Genomic DNA, 15612 nt, shown 5'->3' on the forward strand with positions numbered 1-15612 from the left:
TCACAGCTGGTAGCTCAGGTCGCCGGGGATCCTTGGTACCATGCCAGCTATCTCTTTTACGGGCTCCTCCAGGCGAGAGGCCAGGGACTCTATGGCATCAGCGGCTCCCAGGGGGTCACTAGCGTTTACTGATGTCTGCCTTCTAGAGCCTCCTTCGTAAATTGACACTGTTACAGAGCCCTTCTCTATCTCCCTTCTCCCCACGTAAACTATGGCCGCAGGCTTGGGGCCTGACTCCAGGAGCCTTACGTCGCCCGAGAGCGAGGTCCTGGTGGTCTCCCCGTAGCCTGACCTAAAGCCCTTCGCCACCAGGGCGCGGTGGAGCGATAAGGCAAAGTCCTCGACTCTCTTGTCAAACTCGTCGCCCGCCTTTATCGCCAGCACTGCGAACTGCAGGGGCGCTAAGACGAAGGGTAGCCTGCCCTTGTAGTTGTCAAGGTACGCGCCGAGGAACCTCTCTATGGAACCTATTAGGGCGCGGTGTATTATGTAAACGTCCTCACTTCCATAGAGTTCCTTGGCGGCATCAAATATCTTAAACCTCCTGGGCAGGTTAAAGTCGAACTGTATGGTGCCTAGCTGCCACTCCTTGCCCTCCTGGCCGCTCCCCAACTTCACCAGCACGTCTATTTTCGGGCCATAGAATGCGGCTTCGCCCTCAGCGGCCGTGTACCTTAGTCCATACTTGCTTGCTATGGCCTCTAGCGCACCCCTCAGGAAGTCCTCAGCCTTCTCCCACTCATCCTTTGTGCCCATGAAGTCAGTCCCTATCTTGCTCTTATCAGAAAGGCTCAGCCTGAGCGTCACAGTGGAGGGGTTCATCTCCACATTAAACAGTTTTGAGTAAATAGTTATCATCTCATCAAATACCGAGGTGATGACGTTTACCGCGTCCTTGCCAAGAGTTATTATGTGAGCGTCGTCCTGCGTGAAGCTCCTTGACCTGAGGAGCCCATAGACGCTTCCGCTGGGCTCCAGCCTGTGAACCCTGCCAACCTCAAATACCTTGAATGGCAGGCTCACCTTGTTGCGGTGCCTTGTGACTTCGCTCAGAAATATGAGTATGTGGAAGGGGCAATTCATTGGCTTTACCGCATACTCCTTGCCCTCTACCTGGAAGACGAACATGTTCTGCTTGTAGTAGCCCATGTGACCTGAGAGCTCAAAGAGGGCGCCGCTGCTCACTATGGGCGTCTCGGCTATGTAATAGCCTCTCCTCGCGTGGAAGTTCACTAATATCTGCGAGAGCGCAGACCTGAGGTATCCGCCGCCTATGGTGAAGAGAGGTATTCCATGGCCCAACAGGGACCCCACGTCGGTTCCTAGCACGGATATTGTTAAGTCAGGCCTCGCAGCTATATCAAGGTCTTGGGCGTAGTCCATGTGGTCCTTCTCTTGGCTCAACTTTTATCATCGTTTTCAGTGTGAGATGAATTGCTTTTTTAAGGTTTCTTAGGTGCCTGAACTCCCTGACTCATCCTGTCTAAGCCCCTTTCTTGAATTAAAACTGTTGAGAGCACGACAGCCAAGCCGAGCGGGCCTAGTGATGACAGGAGACCATATGCAAGTTCCTTGAGCAGCCCCCTCGAGGCTAGGGATGATATGACTGCGGCAGTGACCGACGCCGCCAAATAGACAGCCTCGCTGTAAATTAGAGAACCTGTAATGGAGGCTGAAAACGACTGGATAGCTAGCCCGAGGGATGCTGAAGCTAAGGGAACCGCAGAGGGGGACCTAGCTCTCGCTATTGGACCGGAGCCTGGCTGACGACCCCTTAGCTCTAACAAGAAGTACGTGGCTAGCGTAGCAACTAGGCTGACTACCAGCGACGCGAGGCCGACCAGAAGGGCCTGAAATGACGAGGATAAGCTCAGAGGTATAGCGGAGATGGCTATGCCAGGGTAAGGGCTGCCCGTGAGGACCACAGACACAGCTGCTCCCACCGCAGTCACGAGAGGCAGCACAGAAAGTAGCAGAACATAGTAGATGAAGCTCCCAAGGCTAGTCGCAGCAATAGGCCGCTGCCTCGCTACCATGGATAGGGCCTCTACAGCGGTCGCCACGGCCAAAACGGCTACTATCCTAGCCCAGCTCATGCCCTCTCAAGCGGCCTATAGTCGCCGTGAGGTAATAAGGTAAATAAAAACCTGTGAGCCTTGGATGTCTGAAAGGTGCAGCCCAATTGAAGCTAGAGCCAAAGATAAGCGAAACCCGATGGGACGTCAACAAGGAGCTTGAGCTACTCGACTTATGGCGCAAGGAAGCGGCCTCCTCAACGGGCGCCGCCGAGTGGCGCGAGAAGGAGGTGCTAGTGATAGATACGCCGCCGCCCTATGCCAGCGGCAAGTGGCATGTAGGAGGCGCAGCCCACTACGCGCAGATAGACATGATCGCGAGGTACTTCAGGCTGAAGGGATACTATGTACTAGTGCCATTCTATGCTGACAGAAATGGGCTACCTGTGGAGGTCCAGGTGGAGAAAACATATAATATCAATGCTAAGGAAATGGCCGCGACGCCTGAAGGCAGGAGGAAGTTCCTGGAGCTCTGCAGGGAGTTCCTGGACAAGGCTGAGAAGGACCTCGTTAACGTGTGGACAAGGCTTGGCTGCTCCTTCGACTACTGGCGCGATGGCACTGACAGCCCTAAGTACAGAGCCATGACCCAGAGGACGTTCATAGACCTGTTCAAGAGGGGCATGATATACGAGGCCGAGAGGCCTGTGAGGTGGTGCCCCCGCTGCGGCACAACGCTGGCAGAGGCCGAGATAGAGTATGAAGAGAGGGAGGACTTTATCTACTTCATTAAATACCGCCTCGCTGACTCAGACCAAGATCTTGTAGTGGCCACTACTAGGCCTGAGCTGCTCCCTGCCTGTGCAGCCTTAGCCTATAACCCTCAGGACAACAGGTACAAGGGCCTCGCAGGTAAGAGAGCAGTAGCGCCTATATTTGGAAACGAGGTCTCCATTGTAGAGCACCCGAGCGTTGACATGAACTTCGGCACAGGGCTTGAGATGGTCTGCAGCTACGGCGATGAAGATGACGTGAGGCTCTTCAGGGAGCTGAACCTCAAGCCTAAGGTCATCATAGATCAGGACGGCCGCATGACAGAGGAGGCAGGGTTCCTGGCGGGCCTAAAGGTCGAGGAGGCCCGCAGGAAGGTCGTTGAGGAGCTTGAAAATAGAGGGCTGTTAGTTAAGAAGGTCAGAGTTAAACACACAGTGCCCGTGTGCTGGAGGTGTAAGACACCACTGCAAATAATAAACAGGACAGAACTCTTCCTGAGACAGCTTGACCTGAGGGAGCAGATGAAGGAGCTCGTAAGCAAGCTCGATGTGAGGCCCGAGTTTCACAGGAGGAAGCTGCTTGAGTGGCTTGACTCTATAGCTATGGACTGGCCCATATCAAGGGACAGATACTACGGCACCGAGATACCGCTCTGGAGGTGCACGAAGTGCGGGTCCCTCCTGGTCCCAGAGCCAGGCAGATACTACAGGCCCTGGGAGGAGGAGCCCCCATGGGACAGGTGCCCTGCGTGCGGGGCGCCCAAGGAGTACCTCAAGGGGGAGACCCGCGTCTTTGACACCTGGTTCGACTCGAGCATTTCAATGCTTTACGTGACCAAGTGGCTCGAGGACCCGGAGTTCTTCAAGAAGGCCTCCCCAAACGTGCTGAGGCCCCAGGGCGAGGACATCATAAGGACGTGGCTCTATTACTCGCTGCTGAGGGTTTACCAGCTGACCGGAAAGCCCGCGTTCAGGTGGATTAGGATAACTGGCATGGGCCTTGACCCTAAGGGAAGGCCTATGCACAAGAGCTTAGGCAACGTAATAGACCCTGACCCCATTATAAATAAGTACGGAGCCGACGCGTTCCGCTTCTGGGCCGCCTCATCGGCCAAGCTAGGCTATGACTACAGGTATGATGAGAAGAAGGTCATAACCGGCAGGAACTTCGCCACAAAGCTCTGGAACCTGGCGAGGTTCATTTCTGCCTTCCCAGAGTCCCAGGAGGTTAGTAGCCTCAGGCCCATAGACAGGGCGTTCCTGGCCCTGGCCCAGCAGTATTTGGATGCGGCAGTCAAGGGATACGAGGACCTCGACGTCTATGAACCTGCGGTACAACTTTACGAGCTCTCATGGAACGTCTTTGCGGCTCACTACGTTGAGCTAGTTAAGGACAGGGCGTACTCAGAGGGCTACCCCTACGAGGACAGGGCCTCGGCCTGGTACACGCTGCACAGGATCTTTAGGGCAGCCCTAGTGCTGCTATCACCTATAATGCCCTTTGTGACCGACTACGTTTACAGGCAGCTCTACGGAAGAAGCGTGCATGCTGAGCGCCTGCCCGAGAAACTTATAGAAGCGCCAAACCTTAACGAACTGGCTGAGGACGCCAGACAGATTATGAATGTCAACAGCTCGGTGTGGGCCTACAAGAAGGCAAGCGGGCTTAGGCTGACGGATCCCATAAAGGACTACGCGGTGGCCGTACCGGCCAGGCTGTCGCCTTACTTAGATGACTTAAAGCTCTTCCATAAGGCTAAGTTTGTAACATATGAGAGGCCTCTGCCAGACTGGACTAACATAGGCCCTGGAATTTATTTAGCTCCCCTACCTTCTACGGGCGCTGACCTTTCAATATAATAACAAATTATGAATGCTTCCGCTGTTAGAGTTTTAGTCCGAGTCCTCAGCTTACAGCACGAGTGACTAGGTATGATAACTGTTGTAGGCGGCGCTGGAAGGGTAGGGGTTACAACAGGAGCTATGGTGCTTCTCAGGGACCTTGACGATGTCATGCTAATAGATATAAAGCCCAACGCGCCGCAGGGAGAGGCGCTGGACCTTAACCACATGGCCGCGGTCCTAGGCATCTCAAGGAGGGCCTATGGGTCCAACGACTATAAGGACATGAGCGGCTCAGACATAGTGATAGTCACCGCCGGCTTCCCAAGGAAGGCGGGTCAGACAAGGGAGGACCTGCTCAGGGTCAACGCAGATGTAATGAAGCAGATAGCTGAACAAATTAAGGAGTACGCGCCTAACTCTAAAGTCCTTGTCCTAACCAACCCGTCCGATGCCATGACCTATGTTATGTACAAGAAGCTTGGGTTCCCAAGGGAGAGGGTGATAGGCTTCAGCGGCCTGCTGGACTCACCAAGGCTTGCCTACTACGCCTCCGTCAAGCTAAACATATCGCCGGCCTCCATACAGCCAGTGGTCCTCGGCATGCATGGAGAGCACATGTTCCCAGCGCCAAGGCTTTCAAGTGTAGGAGGCGCGCCTCTCAGCTCGCTCCTGAGCCAGAAGGACATTGACGAGATAGTGAAGCAGACCGTAGAGGCGGGAGCCGAGATAATAAAGCTAAGGGGCTACAGCAGCAACTGGGCTCCAGCGGCAGGCCTAGCCCTCATGGCTGAGGCCATAAAGAAGGACCAGAGGAAGGTGTACATAGTCAGCGCCTACCTGAACGGAGAGTACGGCTATAAGGATGTCATAGCTGAGGTCCCAGCGGTCCTTGGACGCAACGGCATTGAAAAGATATTAGAGCTGCCACTGACCGACGAAGAGAGGAAGGGCCTGGACGCTAGCGTAAATGCAGTAAGAGACCTGCTCAATGCGTTGCCTCCCGAATATAGGTAAAGACGCTGAAGCCTTTGTTTAAACTTTTTAAAAGTTATTTTAACTTTAATGACATTCCCTAAAGGCTCGACGGGGCTTGAGCCCTTTTAAGGCTTGAAAACGCTACAGAGAGTTCACGGGAAATAATGGCCTCAGGGGAGCAGCTGCCTAAGAAAGTATTTTACATTAACATCTACCAGCTTAACTATAAGCCTTCCTCTGGCTGCGAGTTCTTTGAGTCTTATGAGGTTGGAGGCTCGTACATAGCGTACTGCAAGGTGTTAGAGAGCTATATTACGAGGTCCAACGTACATAAGTGTGAGACCCTATTCAAGGACTGCCCCTTCAGGAAGGTTGGAGTTAAGGCTTCGCTTTCCCAGGACAACGAAGCTAGCGCCGCTACCTCTTGAGGTTAATTGAACTGGATTCGCCAACGGCGTTAGGGCGCTGCCTCTGGCTATGTCGTGGCTGAAATTCGGTATTTAAAGTTCACACAGCACACACTATAAAAAGCGAGCGGGGAGAGATCTTGCCTGAACTATATTGTGAGGTCTGCGGAAAGCCGATAGTTGGGAAGGGGCACAGGATACTAATGGATGGCGCTGAAATGCTCGTCTGTGATGAGTGCTTCGTGAAGTTAACCAAAAGCGGCCGGGCAGTGCCTGTAACCTCTAGGCCCAGAGAGGTAAGGCCTCGGCCGAAGAGAACAGCTAACGAAGTGGCCTTAGAGGTCGTAGATAATTACCCGGAGCTGATAAGGGCTGCGAGGGAATCCAAAGGGTGGACCCAGGCAGCCTTAGCCCAGAAACTTAAAATAAGTGAGGCCATGGTAAAGAAGATAGAGAGCGGCAAGTATAAGCCTACCGTGGACTTAGCAAAGAAGATAGAAGCCGTTCTGAACATAAAGCTGCTTCAACCTGTTGAGAGCGAGGAAGAGGGGGAAGAGCCGCCTGAGGATCATCTCACCTTCGGGGACGTCGCCGTGGTTAGGAGGGACAAGAACTCTTGAATGACGTTGAAGCGTCCAACAAACGAAAGGCCGTGTTAGTGATTTCAAGGGAGTATCTGGATCACTTAGAGGAGGCCCTTGCCATAGCTGAGAGCGCTAACTATGAGGTTGTTGATATAATTAAGAGGTCCAGGCCTGGTAGGAGGCTCAGCGACGAGGCCGCCAGGAGAATTAGCGAGAGGGCTCATAGGGCAAACGCCGAGGTAATAATATACTATGGCAACCTTGAGCCCTCGTCGCTCTATAAGCTCGAGAAGGAGTCGAAGCTCAAGGTCCTTGACAGGGTCCTTATAATACTCGAGATATTCGCCCTTCACGCTGGCTCTAAGGAGTCGAAGCTGCAGATAGAAATGGCCAGGCTTAAGCATGAGCTGCCCCTCATAAGGGAGTACATAAGGAGGGCTAAGGTCGGGGAGCAGGTCGACTTCTTAGGCCCCGGAAGATATGCCTTCGAAGCCTACGAGAAGCACGTAATAACTAGGATAGCTAGAATAAGGAGGGAACTGGACGAGCTGAGGCGCAGAGTTAAGACACAGGAACAGGCCAGGAAGGACAGCGGCGTGGTCCTGGCGTCGATAGTGGGCTACGCCTCTGCCGGTAAGACCTCTATATTTAACGCCATAACCGGCGAGAGGCAGCCCACGGGGCCTGAGTACTTCACTACGCTCTTCGCTAAACACAAGATGGTTAACTTCAACAACACCAAGATCATGCTGATAGACACCGTCGGCTTTGTAAGGGACGTGCCCGCTGAAATAATCGAATCCTTTTACTCGACGCTCCAGGAGGCCTCGCTAGCTGACGTTCTGATATTTGTCGTTGACTCCTCGGAGGACGTGAGCGCCATCAGGGAAAAGGTTGCGGCCGGGGTCTCGCTCCTAAGCAAGCTTAACGCCATAAACAAGCCCATAATACTTGCCATGAACAAAATAGACTTAGTGGCGCGTGACGATCTAAACAAGAAAGAGTCCCTGGTGCGCGAGCTCTTATCGCATATGGGCATTAAGGCGGACTTAGTGGAGGTCTCAGCGGTTAAGAAGTTGAACCTGGAAGCGCTTCTAGAGAAGGTGTCGGAGAGTGCCAGAGGGGCTGGAGGACCTAGCGAAACCTTACGGCAAGGTGTACGTGCTGAGGCTAGGCCACAGGCCGACGCGAGATAAGAGGGTAACCACCCACGTGGCCTTAGTGGCCAGGGCCTTTGGCGCAAACGGTTTTGTCCTTGAAGGTGTCTGTGACGATTCGGTGTACAACTCCTTGACAAAGGCCTCAAACATGTGGGGAGGCGCAATTCATTACGAGTGTGGAGTTAACGGCCACGAGTATGTTAAGTCCTGGAAGGCTAACGGAGGTGAGGTGGTTCACCTGACAATGTATGGGATGCCTGTCGACGACGCCATTGGAAAACTTTCCTCCTCGCCGAAGCCTAAGTTGATAGTTGTCGGTTCTCAGAAGGTGGAGGCGTTCTATTACATGAACGCTGACTACAACATAGCTATTGGCTGGCAGCCCCACAGCGAGGTGGCAGCATTGGCTCTGTTTTTAGATAGGCTATTTAAAGGTAGGGAGCTCTATACTTACTATACGGACGCCAAGGCGTCCATAATTCCCACGAGAAGAGGGAAAAGGGTTGAGTGGAGAGGGCAACGGAAATAATGAAGACGATAAGAGCCTGGAGGGACTAAGGCAGCTGATAAGGATGTTAGCGGTCAAGTCAGGTATTGATGAGGCCATGGCAGACGACCTCTTCGACCTTCTGCTCACGGTGGATCCTGAAAAGGGGATAAGCGATGAAGAAGTTGAACAGATGAAGGGTTACAAGCAGGCCGACGTCAGGAAGGTCTTCAGGATATTTTATGACCTGAGAATAGCCTCCTACAGGCGCGGCAAGCACCCTGACACGGGGGCCACAAGGTATTATTGGTACCTCGACTCCAGGGACGCGGACCTTGCACTGCTGAGGCGCAAGAAGCAGGTACTTGAGAAGCTTAAGATGAGGCTCGAGTACGAGAGAAGCAACGAGTTTTACGTGTGCCCCAAGGACGGCACCAGGTACACCTTCGACTACGCCTACGAATATCAGTTCACGTGCCAGAAGTGCGGTACGATGTTAGTTCCTGAGGACAACAGCAGCTACATAAGGGTCCTCGAGAACCGCATATCCAGGCTTGAGGAGGAGATCAAAAGGGATGAGAGGCAGATATTTGGCCATTGACCTATTTTCAGGCGCTGGAGGCTTCTCGAGGGGCTTTGAGCTGGCCGGCTTTAACGTTGTGGCCGCAGTGGAGAACGACCCACCGGTAGCTAAGACCTACAAGGCAAACTTTCCAGAGACGTACCTGATAGCAGACGACATAAAGGACGTGAGCGAGCCCACAATAAAGGACGTGAGCGGCTACGGAAGGGGCGACGTTGATGTAGTCATAGCGAGCCCGCCCTGCGAGCCCTTCACGCCCACTAACAGGAGGAGGATGCAGGACCCTGTAGACAGAATACTCTCAGACCCGATAGGTCAGCTCTACCTTCACGCGATAAGGCTGATAGGTGAGCTGAAGCCAAAATACTTCGTCATAGAAAACGTTAGCGGGGTGGCGGAGGGGCCCATAAGGAAGGTAATAGAGGATGAGCTTAGGCGCAGCGGCTATGACGAAGTTTACTTCAACATCATTAGGTCAGAGAAGTACGGCGCCCCCAACGAGAGGGTTAGGGCCTTCGTCTCAAACGTGCAGCTTAAGCTCAGGGAGTCCAGGCCTATAACTGTGGAGGAAGCGCTCAAGGGCCTTCCCGAGCCCGGGAGCCCCTGGCCTCCAAACCATGATTACCCCCAGCCCCTGAGCAGGAGGCTGGAGAGGAAGGTGTCTAGGATAGGATGGGGCAGGGCCATGATAACTTTCGAGGGCGCCGACTCAAGGAGGTTTCGCAACTTCATAAGGCTTAACCCCAAGAGGCCAGCCCCCACTGTGATGGGATCCTCCCGCTTCATTCACCCCTACGAGGACAGGCTGCTTACGGTTAGGGAGCAGGCCAGGCTCATGGGCTTTCCTGACTACCACCTGTTCCTAGGGGGCAGGGACTCACAATATAACATGGTCGGCGAGGCCGTCCCCGTCCCCCTTGCCAAGAATATAGCTGAGTTCCTGCTCACGCTGTTAGATAATGAGGGGTAGGGGCTTTGGGCGTGATGGCTGACCTTCATATATGGGTTCCGAATATCTGCTTCCTCTTCTCCATCCTGTTACGGACCTTGTCGACGGCCTTTATGAAGTGCTCCTGGGACACGTAGTTCTTGCCATCCCTGATGGCAAAGAATCCGGCCTCCGTGGCGACCGCCTTTAGCTCGGCGCCTGAGAACCCCTCCGTCATTGAGGCTATCTCCTCGAGGTCCACGTCCTTGAGCTTCATGTTCCTGGTGTGTATCTTGAGTATCTCAAGCCGGCCCTTCTTGTCAGGGAGCGGTATCTCTATTATCCTGTCAAACCTGCCCGGCCTCAGAAGGGCTGGGTCAAGTAGGTCGATTCTGTTAGTGGCGGCCACCACCTTGACGCCCTCCAGCGGGTCGAAGCCGTCCATCTCCGCAAGCAGCTGAAGCATGGTCCTCTGAACCTCCCTGTCACCGCTGGTGCCCATGTCAACCCTCCTTGAACCTATGGCGTCTATCTCGTCGATGAATATAATAGACGGCTTCTTCTCCTTGGCCAGCCTGAAGACCTCCCTCACTATCCTTGCGCCCTCGCCTATGAACTTGTTGACGAACTGGCTCGCCACTACCCTTATAAACGTAGCCTTGACCTCGCCCGCCAGGGCCCTGGCCACCAGCGTCTTGCCCGTGCCCGGAGGCCCGTACAGCAGGACCCCCTTGGGAGGCTCCACCCCTATTTCATCGAAGAGCTGTGGTTTTATGAGAGGCAGCCCAACTACCTCATATATTTCCCTTATCTGTTCCTCTAGACCGCCCACGTCCTTGAACGTGATCGAGGGCCTCTCCTCTATCTCCATGGCCTCAACAAGGGGATCATGAATGGAGGGGAGCACCTCCACTATTGTAGATCCCTTGTTGTTAAGGGCCACCGAGGCGCCGGGCCTAAGCTTGTCTATATCGACGTTGGACGCTATCCTGACCACGAGGTTAGGCCCAGTGGAGCTCTTGACTACCGCCCTTCCATCGGACAACACCTCCAGAACCATGGCCTCTATGTATGGCGGCTCTAACAGCTTGTTAAGCTCCTGTTTATAGAACTCCAGGTCCTTCTCAAGGTTCATGTTAAGCTGTGTTAAGTATCTGACCTTCTCCCTCAGCAGGGACAGCTCGTCGTCATCTGGCTTCTCCCTGGTGTTCTTGCCTGACTCACTAAGTGACAAGATCCACTACCCCGCACTCATAATCTTACTCATAAGTTTTTAAGGAGCTTACCCTAGTTCCACTGCTCATCTCGCCCGGTCCTTTGTAAACTCCCCAGTTTACACGCGGCATGAGCTACTACTACAGGGCAAGAATCCAGGTCACAAGAGGGCGGACCCACCTTAAGGGCGTATTACTCTGTCCTTTATACAAACGGTATTATTAAGGAACTTTCCGTCGGAGCGCGCAGGACGACCCCTGAGGGCAATAATATAGGCGCTGTATAGTAGTGATTAGTGCTGGCAGCGGTTAAGCGTCTCCTTGACGTTCTTGGAAAATCCAACCCTAATGCCAAGGCGTGGATCCGTGTAGATATATACAATGCCTTTGCTCTGCAGGTCCCTGACCTTTCTGAGAAGCCACTCATAGTCAGCCTTTAGCTTCTCGGCCAGCTGATCCAAGTACATGTAGGTCACGCCATACTTGGAGTAATGAGTCAGGAGTTCCATGACCACTTCACTCTCCTCGTCAGACACCTTATCCTTAAGCTCCTGAAGGACGCACGCAGCGTCGGAGACCCTGCTCTCTTGTAGTTTCTTGTCCGTTTTATTGGTTAGCCCAGCAATGAATGACTGGACCTCGCTGCCCTCGCTGCCCTGCTGACCTCCTCTCTTGTAGTTTCTTGTCTGACTAACTGTAGACATGAGCCTCTGGGCCAGGGCCACAAACTCATTAAATTGCTCGTCTCGCTGGGCCTCTGCGACCTGCCTGGCGTAGTCCTCGCCCTTAGGAGTGAGGTACCAGAGGCCCAGGTCATAGTCAACATAACCCCTAGACTTCCAGTATGAGAGGTAGCTTGAGATGTACTTGGGCTCCCTCCTTAAGACCTCCGCTATCTCGGCCGCCTTCATTGGCCTTGCGAGGAGCAGCACCAGTATAGCGTCGACGAGCTTACTCCTGGGCCCACCCCTCTCCTTTAACGCTTCCAGCGGCTGCTCTCTCTCAACATCCTTCTTCATAGCGCCTCGGTGAACATTTACCTTCATGGAGGTTTCCACGTGAAAGGCCAAGTAATACTAGGGCGTCCATGTGTAAACTGGGGAGTTTACAGGAGCTAAGAGTTTGTGCAGAAGCTTTTCTCGCTAGTCATAATGGCAGGCCGCACTCCTGGGCCAGCAGGTCGGTGGCAGCCCCGACCAGGGCTGGCCCGCAGCTTGAGGGCACTATTATTATTGTGCCCCTCCTGCCCTCGCTGAGCCCGCACACGTTAGCCACGGACTCCCTCAGGGCGCTCTCCAGCTCTGAAGGGAGGCCGGGGAATCCCAGCTGAGGCGGGTCCAGGTATCCGACTACCGCCAGCCGACAGCCCTCGGAGACCACGTAATCCCTGATCTCATAGATTTTGGTTAGATCCTTGGGGGGCTCTGAGTCTATGGTGAGGGTCAGGCAATCCTCTAGCCTTTCAACGCCCTTAACTGAGCACCTGGTGGGCGAGAGGACGTCGCCTATCGACGAGAGAAGCTGCAGGCCCTTCTCGGAGGTCCTGCTGCCCTTGTCATCCTTTATCACTAGGCCCTCATCAACTAGCCTCCTCAGGAGGGTCTTCGTGGAGGCCTCGGTGAGACCGAGCTCTCGGCTCAGCGCTATCCTCCCGAGCTCGTACTTGGAGATCTTCCTCAGCGCCTCAAGGACGTGCCAGGGGCCGAACCCCGGTTTCCCTCCCCTTTCAGCTGCCGTTATTCGCTTTAATGTTGCCACTGCCTCGCAGACCCTTTGGAGCTGGTAGGACGCTCCAGGCGCCTTCATCGGGGGTCACGCCCTCCTCTATCATGAAGACAGCCACGTCCTGTGGAAGTATTTCGTTGCTTGAGGTTATAACCTTTCCAACGTCATCCCAGCTCCTTTTTGCCTTAAGGCCGAAATCGTCCCAGAGCCATTCAATGACGTCGTCTAAGGGCACCTTGCCCTTCAGCTGGCTCAGCAGCGCCTCCTTTATAGCTCTGTCCCTGCCGCCGTTCATGTCTGCTCGCGTTTTTGTTGGCGCTTAAACTATATTAGCTAATATGCCTGCCTCCAGGCCGCTCAGCGAGTATTAAGGGCAAGGATCTCATGGGCGGCGCTCAGCCCATGGACATAGCTAATACTTGCCCTGGCGACTGCACTTTTGCTGCCTTAGACCAAGGCGAGTAATCAATAAGAGCTTCAGACAGCTTATCGCTAATAACGGCCCTCCATTAATGCCTGAGAAGGCGGCCCTAGAAGGCGTCAAACTGCTAGAGAAGTACGCAGTTATAGGGATGCCCAAGGTAGAGGTCAGCATATATGAGGATACGGAGGGCCGAAGATATTACGAAGTAGCGGAACCTCCCCTTAACACAGAGGTAAGGCGTAAGGCTTACAGCGAGCTGCTATCAGTTATATCAAGGAACTTAACGCTGCTTGAAGCGCTTAACGCCTCTGGGAGCGTCGAGAAGGCCTTTAACATTCTGAGGCCTTACGCCTATGAGGTAGTAAAAAGTATAGTAAGGGGACAGCTTAAGGCTAGGGGAAGCCTTGACGAGGCCGTGACAGCAGTTACTTATCACGTGGCCAGGGACCTGGTAGGGTACGGCCCTATAGAGCCCCTCATGAGGGACCCTTACATAGAGGACATTTCATGTAATGGCATCGGGATACCGGTGTTTGTCTACCACACAAGGTACGAGTGGCTGACCACGAACGTTGTGATGCAGTCCGCCCAGGAGCTTAACTCCCTTGTAGCAAAGCTGGGCGTGAGGAGCGGCAAGGAGCCCTCAATAGCAACCCCCATAGTTGAGGGCGTCCTGAAGCGTGAGGGGTATAGGGTTAACATAGTCCTCGACGTGGTCTCACGTCATGGATCCCAGTTCACAATTAGGAAGTTCAGGGCCGAGCCCTTCACGATAGTTGAGCTCCTCAGGCTCAAGACCCTGGATCCGCTGGTGGCGGCGCTCCTATGGATAGCTGTGTCAAGTAAGCAGGGGGTGGTGTTTTACGGTCCTACAGGAAGCGGAAAGACCACCCTGCTCAACGCTGTCACGATGTTGGTGCCCACCGAGTACAAGATAGTCACGGTTGAGGACACGCCTGAGGTCTTCCTGCCTTTCCATGAAAACTGGGGAGGCATGGTATCAAGGCCATCAACAGACCCAAGGGTCGAGAACGTCACGCTGCAGAGCCAGGTGGAGGCGGCCCTCAGGCAGAGGCCAGACGTCATAATAGTGGGCGAGATAAGGTCCAGGGAGGCCTACGCGTTCTTCCAGGCCCTCGCCACGGGCCACGGAGGGCTCACAACGGTCCACGCGGAGTCGGCGGACGTGCTTGTCAAGAGGCTCACCTCGCCGCCTATGAACGTCCCAGCCAGCCTCGTTTCCACAGCTAAAGTGTTCGTCAACATACTGAGGGTGGAAAGAGGGGGCCAGGTGTCAAGGAGGGTGACCAGGGTCCACGAGTCCAGAGGCTACGACCCTTCTACAGACAGCATTAGGTTAGGCGAGATAGTTGTATGGGATCCAGAGAAGGACGTCTGGAGGCTCACCAAGGAAAGGATAGATCTGTTGAGCACGGTGGCCGAGCTGAGGCTAATAACCTACGACGAAGCCTACGAAGACGTCATACGCAGGGCCACCGTCCTCGAGTGGCTGGCGGAGAAGAATGCCGACGTGACGCTGCTTCACACTATCACAAGACTTTACGAGCGCGACCCAGAGAACGTTTATAAGACCGCGCTGAAGGAGGTGAAGCGCTTTGAGCCGCCGGCTTAGGCCGGGGCCCTCCATGAAGTTCCCCCTCTGCAGGGCGCTACTAAGGTTAAGCCCTAACATAGAGTACATAATAATAGGCTCCGGTATTGCAAAGGACCTGGACAGCTACTGCAGGAAGGTAGCCCTGCCGCTGATGGCACTTATGACAGTGGCTCTTCCTTTTCTGGCCTTCGTAGTTCTCGAGAGGCTCTCGCCGGGCGCCCTTGTGGAGTACCTGTCGCTGGCCTTAGCCGCGGCCTCTGGGCTCTTGCTCTCAATAGCCCTGTCGATAGGGGTCCCCACGTTCAGCTACACGTCAAGGGCTGACTACCTAGAGGCGAAGTTTCACGTCTTCGCCTCAACCCTGGCCTCCCTCCTGGCGGGCGGCCAGAACCTTTCAGAGGCGCTGGCGGGCCTGGCAAAGTACGAGGACGAGCTCAAGGAGTTCAAGGTTGAGATAAACTACATAAAGTTAATGACGTCCCTCTCCCAGGACCCGGTGGTTATCCTAAACGAGCTCTCTAAGATAACGCCGTCCAACAGCCTGAAGACGTTGGCCGAGTCCCTCGCTAAGGGGGTGAGCACGGGCTCCGACCTGCTCTCGATAGTCAGCTATCAGCTCGAGACTTACACTAACTACTACTACAGCCTTGTTGACAAGGTGGCGGCCTCCGTGGGCTCCCTGCTGGAGATGTTCCTCTCAGCTGGCATGATAATGCCCATCCTCGTAACGATAATGGGGATACTCTTCTCGGTCTACCCCATACACGGGGTCTCGTTCACTTCGTTGGTAGTCCTGGCGATATTCATCCTCATGCCGATAATCTCGGCCGTAACAGTAGTGCTGATAGATGATCAGGTTTCCAAAATAAAGCTTTAG

At 54.2% G+C, this 15612-nt stretch carries 16 protein-coding genes; 10 read left to right on the top strand and 6 right to left on the bottom strand.

From position 1 onward, the window contains the following. Together ACZ5OO_RS05665 and ACZ5OO_RS05670 are read right to left on the bottom strand one after the other, a co-directional pair. On the bottom strand, window positions 1-1383 hold the full coding sequence (locus ACZ5OO_RS05665) for an aminoacyl--tRNA ligase-related protein (RefSeq protein WP_464078010.1): 1383 nt from the start codon (window positions 1381-1383) through the stop codon (window positions 1-3). A 59-nt stretch (window positions 1384-1442) separates the two neighbouring features. Next, window positions 1443-2096 (bottom strand): hypothetical protein, encoded by a 654-nt coding sequence (locus ACZ5OO_RS05670; RefSeq protein ID WP_464078011.1) that lies wholly within the window; start codon window positions 2094-2096, stop codon window positions 1443-1445. An 86-nt stretch (window positions 2097-2182) separates the two neighbouring features. Between ACZ5OO_RS05670 and ACZ5OO_RS05675 the strand changes: the two genes are divergently transcribed. From ACZ5OO_RS05675 to ACZ5OO_RS05710, 8 genes are all read left to right on the top strand, one after another. Further along, window positions 2183-4648 carry a valine--tRNA ligase gene (locus ACZ5OO_RS05675; protein WP_464078012.1) on the top strand — a complete coding sequence of 822 codons (2466 nt, stop codon included), beginning with the start codon at window positions 2183-2185 and terminating at the stop codon, window positions 4646-4648. Between the two features lie 72 nt (window positions 4649-4720). Continuing rightward, on the top strand, window positions 4721-5647 hold the full coding sequence (locus ACZ5OO_RS05680) for a malate dehydrogenase (protein WP_013266207.1): 927 nt from the start codon (window positions 4721-4723) through the stop codon (window positions 5645-5647). Between the two features lie 125 nt (window positions 5648-5772). Next, complete coding sequence (locus ACZ5OO_RS05685; RefSeq protein ID WP_013266208.1) at window positions 5773-6036, top strand: hypothetical protein; 264 nt, start codon at window positions 5773-5775, stop codon at window positions 6034-6036. A 119-nt stretch (window positions 6037-6155) separates the two neighbouring features. Next, the gene (locus ACZ5OO_RS05690; protein WP_083773992.1) at window positions 6156-6635 is read left to right on the top strand and encodes a multiprotein bridging factor aMBF1; all 480 of its coding nucleotides are present in this window, start codon (window positions 6156-6158) and stop codon (window positions 6633-6635) included. Beyond that, window positions 6632-7795 (top strand): GTPase HflX, encoded by a 1164-nt coding sequence (gene hflX, locus ACZ5OO_RS05695; protein ID WP_464078013.1) that lies wholly within the window; start codon window positions 6632-6634, stop codon window positions 7793-7795. The genes ACZ5OO_RS05690 and hflX overlap by 4 nt, the downstream gene beginning before the upstream one ends. After that, the gene (locus ACZ5OO_RS05700; RefSeq protein ID WP_148217093.1) at window positions 7713-8288 is read left to right on the top strand and encodes a tRNA (cytidine(56)-2'-O)-methyltransferase; all 576 of its coding nucleotides are present in this window, start codon (window positions 7713-7715) and stop codon (window positions 8286-8288) included. Before hflX ends, ACZ5OO_RS05700 begins: the two co-directional genes overlap by 83 nt. Further along, a complete protein-coding gene (locus tag ACZ5OO_RS05705; RefSeq protein ID WP_013266212.1) occupies window positions 8263-8847 on the top strand; it encodes a transcription initiation factor IIE, subunit alpha in 585 nt (194 codons plus the stop codon). The genes ACZ5OO_RS05700 and ACZ5OO_RS05705 overlap by 26 nt, the downstream gene beginning before the upstream one ends. Next, on the top strand, window positions 8837-9799 hold the full coding sequence (locus ACZ5OO_RS05710) for a DNA cytosine methyltransferase (protein ID WP_464078014.1): 963 nt from the start codon (window positions 8837-8839) through the stop codon (window positions 9797-9799). The genes ACZ5OO_RS05705 and ACZ5OO_RS05710 overlap by 11 nt, the downstream gene beginning before the upstream one ends. Window positions 9800-9824: 25 nt before the next feature. Here ACZ5OO_RS05710 and ACZ5OO_RS05715 read toward each other — a convergent pair whose 3' ends face one another. From ACZ5OO_RS05715 to ACZ5OO_RS05730, 4 genes are all read right to left on the bottom strand, one after another. Then, on the bottom strand, window positions 9825-10991 hold the full coding sequence (locus ACZ5OO_RS05715; RefSeq protein WP_013266214.1) for a proteasome-activating nucleotidase: 1167 nt from the start codon (window positions 10989-10991) through the stop codon (window positions 9825-9827). 273 nt (window positions 10992-11264) lie between these two features. Further along, window positions 11265-11990 carry a replication initiator protein WhiP gene (locus ACZ5OO_RS05720; RefSeq protein WP_464078015.1) on the bottom strand — a complete coding sequence of 242 codons (726 nt, stop codon included), beginning with the start codon at window positions 11988-11990 and terminating at the stop codon, window positions 11265-11267. A gap of 127 nt (window positions 11991-12117) precedes the next feature. Next, complete coding sequence (locus tag ACZ5OO_RS05725) at window positions 12118-12729, bottom strand: hypothetical protein (RefSeq protein ID WP_464078016.1); 612 nt, start codon at window positions 12727-12729, stop codon at window positions 12118-12120. Next, complete coding sequence (locus ACZ5OO_RS05730) at window positions 12698-12991, bottom strand: hypothetical protein (protein ID WP_013266217.1); 294 nt, start codon at window positions 12989-12991, stop codon at window positions 12698-12700. Before ACZ5OO_RS05730 ends, ACZ5OO_RS05725 begins: the two co-directional genes overlap by 32 nt. A gap of 217 nt (window positions 12992-13208) precedes the next feature. Between ACZ5OO_RS05730 and ACZ5OO_RS05735 the strand changes: the two genes are divergently transcribed. Continuing rightward, the gene (locus ACZ5OO_RS05735; RefSeq protein WP_013266218.1) at window positions 13209-14753 is read left to right on the top strand and encodes a type II/IV secretion system ATPase subunit; all 1545 of its coding nucleotides are present in this window, start codon (window positions 13209-13211) and stop codon (window positions 14751-14753) included. Next, the gene (locus tag ACZ5OO_RS05740; protein ID WP_148217095.1) at window positions 14737-15612 is read left to right on the top strand and encodes a type II secretion system F family protein; all 876 of its coding nucleotides are present in this window, start codon (window positions 14737-14739) and stop codon (window positions 15610-15612) included. The genes ACZ5OO_RS05735 and ACZ5OO_RS05740 overlap by 17 nt, the downstream gene beginning before the upstream one ends.

Source organism: Acidilobus aceticus, assembly GCF_055392325.1.

What these genes read in the sequence shown, in the direction of transcription:
- ACZ5OO_RS05665 (WP_464078010.1), bottom strand. Translation starts at nt 1,383, where the DNA reads ATGGACTACGCCCAAGACCTTGATATAGCTGCGAGGCCTGACTTAACA.
- ACZ5OO_RS05670 (WP_464078011.1), bottom strand. Translation starts at nt 2,096, where the DNA reads ATGAGCTGGGCTAGGATAGTAGCCGTTTTGGCCGTGGCGACCGCTGTA.
- ACZ5OO_RS05680 (WP_013266207.1), top strand. Translation starts at nt 4,721, where the DNA reads ATGATAACTGTTGTAGGCGGCGCTGGAAGGGTAGGGGTTACAACAGGA.
- ACZ5OO_RS05685 (WP_013266208.1), top strand. Translation starts at nt 5,773, where the DNA reads ATGGCCTCAGGGGAGCAGCTGCCTAAGAAAGTATTTTACATTAACATC.
- ACZ5OO_RS05720 (WP_464078015.1), bottom strand. Translation starts at nt 11,990, where the DNA reads ATGAAGAAGGATGTTGAGAGAGAGCAGCCGCTGGAAGCGTTAAAGGAG.
- ACZ5OO_RS05730 (WP_013266217.1), bottom strand. Translation starts at nt 12,991, where the DNA reads ATGAACGGCGGCAGGGACAGAGCTATAAAGGAGGCGCTGCTGAGCCAG.
- ACZ5OO_RS05735 (WP_013266218.1), top strand. Translation starts at nt 13,209, where the DNA reads ATGCCTGAGAAGGCGGCCCTAGAAGGCGTCAAACTGCTAGAGAAGTAC.